This window comes from Streptomyces sp. NPDC058964 (assembly GCF_042741275.1).
Taxonomy (GTDB): domain Bacteria; phylum Actinomycetota; class Actinomycetes; order Streptomycetales; family Streptomycetaceae; genus Streptomyces.
On the sequence record NZ_JBHYKH010000024.1, the window covers coordinates 1 to 5,792 of the forward strand.

Genomic DNA, 5,792 nt, shown 5'->3' on the forward strand with positions numbered 1-5,792 from the left:
CCGAGCAGGACCCGCCCCGCAAGCCCGCACAGCAGCCAGCCCCGAAGCCGGCCACCCCCAAGCGCCCCGTCCCCACCCCGGGCGAGGTGTTCCCCCGCCGCAAGCCCGCCCCGCCCGAGCCCGAGTCCCGGCACCACCTCGCCGCCGGCTGAGGCGGCCTGGCTACCCTGGATGCATGGACTACGTCTCCGCGCTCGTGCCCCCGATCGTGATGGCCGCCTTCTTCGTCGGTGTGATCAGGGTGATCGTGAAGACCCAGGGCGGGGCCGCCAAGGCCAAGGAGGACGCGGCCGTCGACGCCGCGCTCGAGCGCGCGGAAGGCGTGCGGAAGGCCCCCGCCGGCACCGACGCCTGACGGGCGCCCGGCGGCGTCCGGCACCAGGGCGTACGACTCCCGGCACACTCGCGCCGTACGGGTCGTACGCCCCTCTTGTTCCCATTTGAGGCGAAAAGTGCCCGTCGGCACGCCATTGACCGGATCTCCCACTATTGTTCTGAGCTGTGCCTCGCCCATTGGGAGAACTCGAAGACGCGGTCATGACGCGGGTGTGGAAGTGGAACCGCCCGGTGACCGTTCGAGAAGTCCTTGAAGACCTTCAGCAGGAACGGTCCATCGCGTACACCACGGTGATGACCGTTTTGGACAATCTCCATCAGAAGGGCTGGGTGCGCCGTGAGGCGGAAGGCCGGGCCTATCGATATGAGGCCGTCTCCACGCGAGCCGCGTACGCCGCCGCCCTGATGAACGACGCCTGGTCGCAGAGCGACAACCCGGCCGCCGCTCTCGTCGCCTTCTTCGGGATGATGAGCGACGAACAGCGCCAGGCCCTCCGGGACGCCGTACGCATCGTCCAGGGTCCGGAAACCCCGGATACCGCCTCCGCGCCCGATACCGGCGACGAGAACCCCGGCACCGCACAGGACGGCGGCGGGCGATAGCGTCCGCTCATGTCAGCAGAGCGCCCCGAAGTCACCGCAAAAGCCATCACCGTCCGACGGGCCCGGACCAGCGATGTGCCTGCCGTGCGCCGCCTCCTCGACGTGTACGTCCGTGACCGCATCCTGCTCGACAAAGCGACAGTGACGCTTTACGAGGACATCCAGGAGTTCTGGGTCGCGGAACGGGACGACAACGCCGAGGTCGTCGGATGCGGCGCGCTGCACGTGATGTGGGAAGACCTCGCCGAAGTCCGCACTCTTGCGGTCAAGCCCGGCTTGAAGGGCGCCGGTGTCGGCCACCAGTTGCTGGAGAAGTTGCTGCACACGGCACGCTGGCTCGGCGTTCGTCGCGTTTTCTGCCTGACCTTCGAAGTCGACTTCTTCGGGAAGCACGGCTTCGTGGAGATCGGTGAGACACCCGTCGACACCGATGTGTACACGGAGCTGTTGCGTTCCTATGACGAGGGCGTCGCGGAGTTCCTCGGTCTCGAACGAGTGAAACCGAACACCTTGGGCAACAGCCGGATGCTTCTGCATCTGTGATCGTCCGGCTTGGCCCGGCTATTCCGGCGGTCCGACACTGCCCGGGTTCCCTATGTCCGAAACGCGCATGTTTCCGGGTCCGGGGCCACCCCTGAGTCTCTCCCAGGGGTTTGTGTTTTTCAGGCAAAAGCGGTTTGCTTTCCAACGTACTGCAGTACTGCATATAACAGGGGGCGGCGAAACGGCGGACGCCGCAGACCCCCGGCCCTTGAAGTTATCGATGAAAGGAAATCCGGTGGCACAGAAGGTTCAGGTCCTTCTTGTCGACGACCTCGACGGCGGCGAGGCGGACGAGACCGTGACGTTCGCGCTGGACGGCAAGACGTACGAGATCGATCTCACGACCGCCAATGCGGACAAGCTGCGCGGCCTTCTCGAGCCCTATGTGAAGGGCGGTCGTCGTACCGGTGGCCGTGCTTCGGGCGGACGCGGAAAGACGCGCGCGGCTTCCGGTGGCAGCCAGGACACCGCGCAGATCCGCGCGTGGGCGAAGGAGAACGGTTACGAGGTCAACGACCGTGGCCGTGTTCCCGCGTCCATCCGTGAGGCCTACGAGAAGGCCAACGGCTGACAAACCGGCTGCGCGGCGCACCCGCGCCGCAGCCGGATCCGGTGGCAGTGCGTCGCCACCGTGTCCACGAGTCGTACGAGATCGGGGGCGCCCCCGACGCCCCCCATGGCCGACAGCGTCGGCAACGAAGTCCCGGCCCCGCGCCCCGGCCCGGGGGGCCGCAGCCACACGGCGGCCCCCTGCAAGGCACCCGGAACGGGCGCGGCGGGCATGCTCCGGGAGCGGCCCCGGGGAACCGGTCGCGGCCCGGCGGAGGCCCGCTCGGACGGCGGCGGCGCGTCCATGCGCCCGTTCACACCCAGCGCGACGATGTCCAGCGCCAGCGTGCCCCACTCCAGCCAGCCCAGCAGCCCCGGCAGCTCCTCCGCGCTGCCCGCGGCCACCAGCAGCCGCATCCGGTCGCCCTGAAGGGCCACGGGAGAGCCCGGCCCCAGGCGCCCGAGCGCCGCGGCGCCCGCCTCGGCCGGCACGTCCAGGACGTCGAAACGCACGCCGGTGACGAGCCGTACAGGTTCTCCCGGCTCCGCGGGCACGGTCGGCCACCCCAGTTCGTTCTCGTACCAGTACCGGGTCCAGGCGCTCGGGTGGAGGTGTCGGCGGGGGAGGGGGATCGTGGAATCCATGGGCACCGTGCCAACCATGACAAGTTCAACCGCTGAAGTAAGCCACAGGTTACGCTGGGTATTCGGCTGGAAGCTCAGAGTGCCCGCGAAAGGCCCGCTCGGGGGCCCGCGGAGGCGCAAGGTTGTTCGCCCATAGCGGAGGGAACCGGCGCCCCCGGCATGGAGTGTCAGTCCGTACGGGTAAGACATCCCTAGTGGGAGGGGGCGACACGCAGGACAGGCCGTCTCACGTTCGCCATCGGCGTACTGATGGCGGGGGTAAGTGTCTGGCCTGCGGGAACATCGTCTCGCACCATCGGGTTGGAGCATATGTCGGCGTTCGGGGTCAGGAGGCCAAGGACGGTGTCGGCAGTTGGAATGAGCGGTCCCCGCTTGCGGGACTAAGCTGCGGAAGGACAGGGAGGGGAAGTTCCCCCCACTGCCTGACCGCTCTGAGGAGCGATTAACGATGTTCGAGAGGTTCACCGACCGCGCGCGGCGGGTTGTCGTCCTGGCTCAGGAAGAAGCCCGGATGCTCAACCACAACTACATCGGCACCGAGCACATCCTCCTGGGCCTGATCCACGAGGGTGAGGGTGTCGCCGCCAAGGCCCTTGAGAGCCTCGGGATTTCGCTCGAGGCGGTCCGCCAGCAGGTGGAGGAGATCATCGGCCAGGGCCAGCAGGCCCCGTCCGGGCACATTCCCTTCACCCCCCGTGCCAAGAAGGTCCTGGAGCTGTCGCTCCGCGAAGCCCTTCAGCTGGGCCACAACTACATCGGCACGGAGCACATCCTGCTCGGCCTGATCCGTGAGGGCGAGGGCGTCGCCGCCCAGGTCCTGGTCAAGCTGGGCGCAGATCTCAACCGGGTGCGGCAGCAGGTCATCCAGCTGCTCTCCGGCTACCAGGGCAAGGAGACCGCCACCGCCGGCGGCCCTGCCGAGGGCACACCCTCGACGTCCCTGGTCCTCGACCAGTTCGGCCGGAACCTCACCCAGGCCGCTCGCGAGTCCAAGCTCGACCCGGTCATCGGGCGCGAGAAGGAGATCGAGCGGGTCATGCAGGTGCTGTCCCGCCGTACCAAGAACAACCCGGTCCTGATCGGTGAGCCCGGCGTCGGCAAGACCGCCGTCGTCGAGGGCCTCGCCCAGGCCATCGTCAAGGGCGAGGTGCCCGAGACCCTCAAGGACAAGCACCTCTACACCCTGGACCTCGGCGCGCTGGTCGCCGGCTCCCGCTACCGCGGTGACTTCGAGGAGCGCCTGAAGAAGGTGCTCAAGGAGATCCGCACCCGCGGCGACATCATCCTGTTCATCGACGAGCTCCACACGCTGGTCGGTGCGGGTGCCGCCGAGGGCGCCATCGACGCGGCTTCCATCCTGAAGCCGATGCTGGCCCGCGGTGAGCTCCAGACCATCGGTGCCACCACCCTGGACGAGTACCGCAAGCACCTGGAGAAGGACGCGGCCCTGGAGCGGCGCTTCCAGCCCATCCAGGTCGCGGAGCCGTCCCTGCCGCACACGATCGAGATCCTCAAGGGTCTGCGCGACCGTTACGAGGCGCACCACCGCGTCTCCATCACGGACGAGGCGCTGGTCCAGGCCGCCACCCTGGCCGACCGCTACATCTCGGACCGCTTCCTGCCGGACAAGGCGATCGACCTGATCGACGAGGCCGGTTCCCGGATGCGTATCCGCCGGATGACCGCGCCGCCGGACCTGCGCGAGTTCGACGAGAAGATCGCCGCCGTCCGCCGGGACAAGGAGTCCGCGATCGACTCGCAGGACTTCGAGAAGGCCGCCTCCCTGCGCGACAAGGAGAAGCAGCTCCTGGCCGCCAAGGCCAAGCGGGAGAAGGAGTGGAAGGCCGGCGACATGGACGTCGTCGCCGAGGTCGACGGCGAGCTGATCGCCGAGGTCCTCGCCACGGCCACCGGCATCCCGGTCTTCAAGCTGACCGAGGAGGAGTCCAGCCGCCTGCTCCGCATGGAGGAGGAGCTGCACAAGCGGGTCATCGGCCAGAACGACGCCGTCAAGGCGCTGTCGAAGGCGATCCGCCGGACGCGCGCGGGTCTGAAGGACCCGAAGCGTCCGGGTGGCTCGTTCATCTTCGCCGGCCCGTCCGGTGTCGGTAAGACCGAGCTGTCCAAGGCGCTCGCCGAGTTCCTCTTCGGCGACGAGGACGCGCTGATCTCCCTCGACATGTCGGAGTTCAGCGAGAAGCACACGGTCTCGCGTCTCTTCGGTTCGCCCCCCGGCTACGTGGGCTACGAAGAGGGCGGCCAGCTGACCGAGAAGGTCCGCCGCAAGCCGTTCTCCGTCGTCCTGTTCGACGAGGTCGAGAAGGCCCACCCGGACATCTTCAACTCGCTGCTGCAGATCCTGGAGGACGGTCGTCTGACCGACTCCCAGGGCCGGGTCGTGGACTTCAAGAACACGGTCATCATCATGACGACCAACCTCGGCACCCGGGACATCTCCAAGGGCTTCAACCTGGGCTTCGCGGCCACGGGTGACACGAAGTCGAACTACGAGCGCATGAAGAACAAGGTCTCGGACGAGCTCAAGCAGCACTTCCGCCCCGAGTTCCTCAACCGCGTCGACGACGTGGTCGTCTTCCCGCAGCTGACGCAGGAGGACATCCTGCGGATCGTCGACCTGATGATCAGCAAGGTGGACGAGCGCCTGAAGGACCGGGACATGGGCATCGAGCTCTCCCAGTCCGCCAAGGAGCTGCTGTCCAAGAAGGGCTACGACCCCGTGCTGGGCGCCCGGCCGCTGCGCCGTACGATCCAGCGCGAGATCGAGGACACGCTCTCCGAGAAGATCCTCTTCGGCGAGCTGCGCCCCGGTCACATCGTGGTCGTGGACACCGAGGGCGAGGGCGAGACCAAGACCTTCACCTTCCGGGGTGAGGAGAAGTCGGCACTGCCGGACGTCCCGCCGATCGAGCAGGCGGCCGGTGGAGCCGGGCCGAACCTGAGCAAGGAGGCGTGACCCTCCGCGGGTCCGCCTGAAGGAGCCCAGGAAAGGGGGCCGGTGCTTTGGTGCACCGGCCCCCCTTCGCGTGGGCGAAACGCACCGACCGACTAAGACACCGGTCCGGCGGAATCCGGCAGGGTGTACGTCTTTTAGGCGT

Annotated in this window: 6 protein-coding genes; 5 read left to right on the plus strand and 1 reads right to left on the minus strand. The window is 67.8% G+C overall.

The window, feature by feature from the left end:
- Positions 1-175 precede the first annotated feature (175 nt).
- The 4 genes from ACFW2E_RS05175 (at position 176) to ACFW2E_RS05190 (ending at position 2,053) form a co-directional block, all read left to right on the plus strand.
- The gene (locus tag ACFW2E_RS05175; protein WP_384461610.1) at positions 176-355 is read left to right on the plus strand and encodes a hypothetical protein; all 180 of its coding nucleotides are present in this window, start codon (positions 176-178) and stop codon (positions 353-355) included.
- A 182-nt stretch (positions 356-537) separates the two neighbouring features.
- Positions 538-939 carry a BlaI/MecI/CopY family transcriptional regulator gene (locus ACFW2E_RS05180; RefSeq protein ID WP_384461715.1) on the plus strand — a complete coding sequence of 134 codons (402 nt, stop codon included), beginning with the start codon at positions 538-540 and terminating at the stop codon, positions 937-939.
- A gap of 9 nt (positions 940-948) precedes the next feature.
- Complete coding sequence (locus tag ACFW2E_RS05185; RefSeq protein WP_316763268.1) at positions 949-1,482, plus strand: amino-acid N-acetyltransferase; 534 nt, start codon at positions 949-951, stop codon at positions 1,480-1,482.
- A gap of 235 nt (positions 1,483-1,717) precedes the next feature.
- Entirely contained in the window at positions 1,718-2,053 is a 336-nt protein-coding gene (locus tag ACFW2E_RS05190) for an Lsr2 family protein (protein WP_384461613.1), read from the plus strand.
- Here the strand turns inward: ACFW2E_RS05190 and ACFW2E_RS05195 are convergent.
- Positions 2,032-2,694: an SCO3374 family protein gene (locus tag ACFW2E_RS05195; RefSeq protein WP_384461616.1), complete on the minus strand. Its 663-nt coding sequence runs from the start codon at positions 2,692-2,694 to the stop codon at positions 2,032-2,034. The two genes, ACFW2E_RS05190 and ACFW2E_RS05195, sit on opposite strands and share 22 nt — an antisense overlap.
- A 430-nt stretch (positions 2,695-3,124) precedes the next feature.
- Between ACFW2E_RS05195 and ACFW2E_RS05200 the strand changes: the two genes are divergently transcribed.
- A complete protein-coding gene (locus ACFW2E_RS05200; protein ID WP_384461619.1) occupies positions 3,125-5,650 on the plus strand; it encodes an ATP-dependent Clp protease ATP-binding subunit in 2,526 nt (841 codons plus the stop codon).
- Positions 5,651-5,792 lie beyond the last annotated feature (142 nt).

Coding starts and splice junctions, on each gene's coding strand:
- ACFW2E_RS05185 (WP_316763268.1), top strand. CDS start 949: ATGTCAGCAGAGCGCCCCGAAGTCACCGCAAAAGCCATCACCGTCCGA.
- ACFW2E_RS05175 (WP_384461610.1), top strand. CDS start 176: ATGGACTACGTCTCCGCGCTCGTGCCCCCGATCGTGATGGCCGCCTTC.
- ACFW2E_RS05180 (WP_384461715.1), top strand. CDS start 538: ATGACGCGGGTGTGGAAGTGGAACCGCCCGGTGACCGTTCGAGAAGTC.
- ACFW2E_RS05200 (WP_384461619.1), top strand. CDS start 3,125: ATGTTCGAGAGGTTCACCGACCGCGCGCGGCGGGTTGTCGTCCTGGCT.
- ACFW2E_RS05195 (WP_384461616.1), bottom strand. CDS start 2,694: ATGGTTGGCACGGTGCCCATGGATTCCACGATCCCCCTCCCCCGCCGA.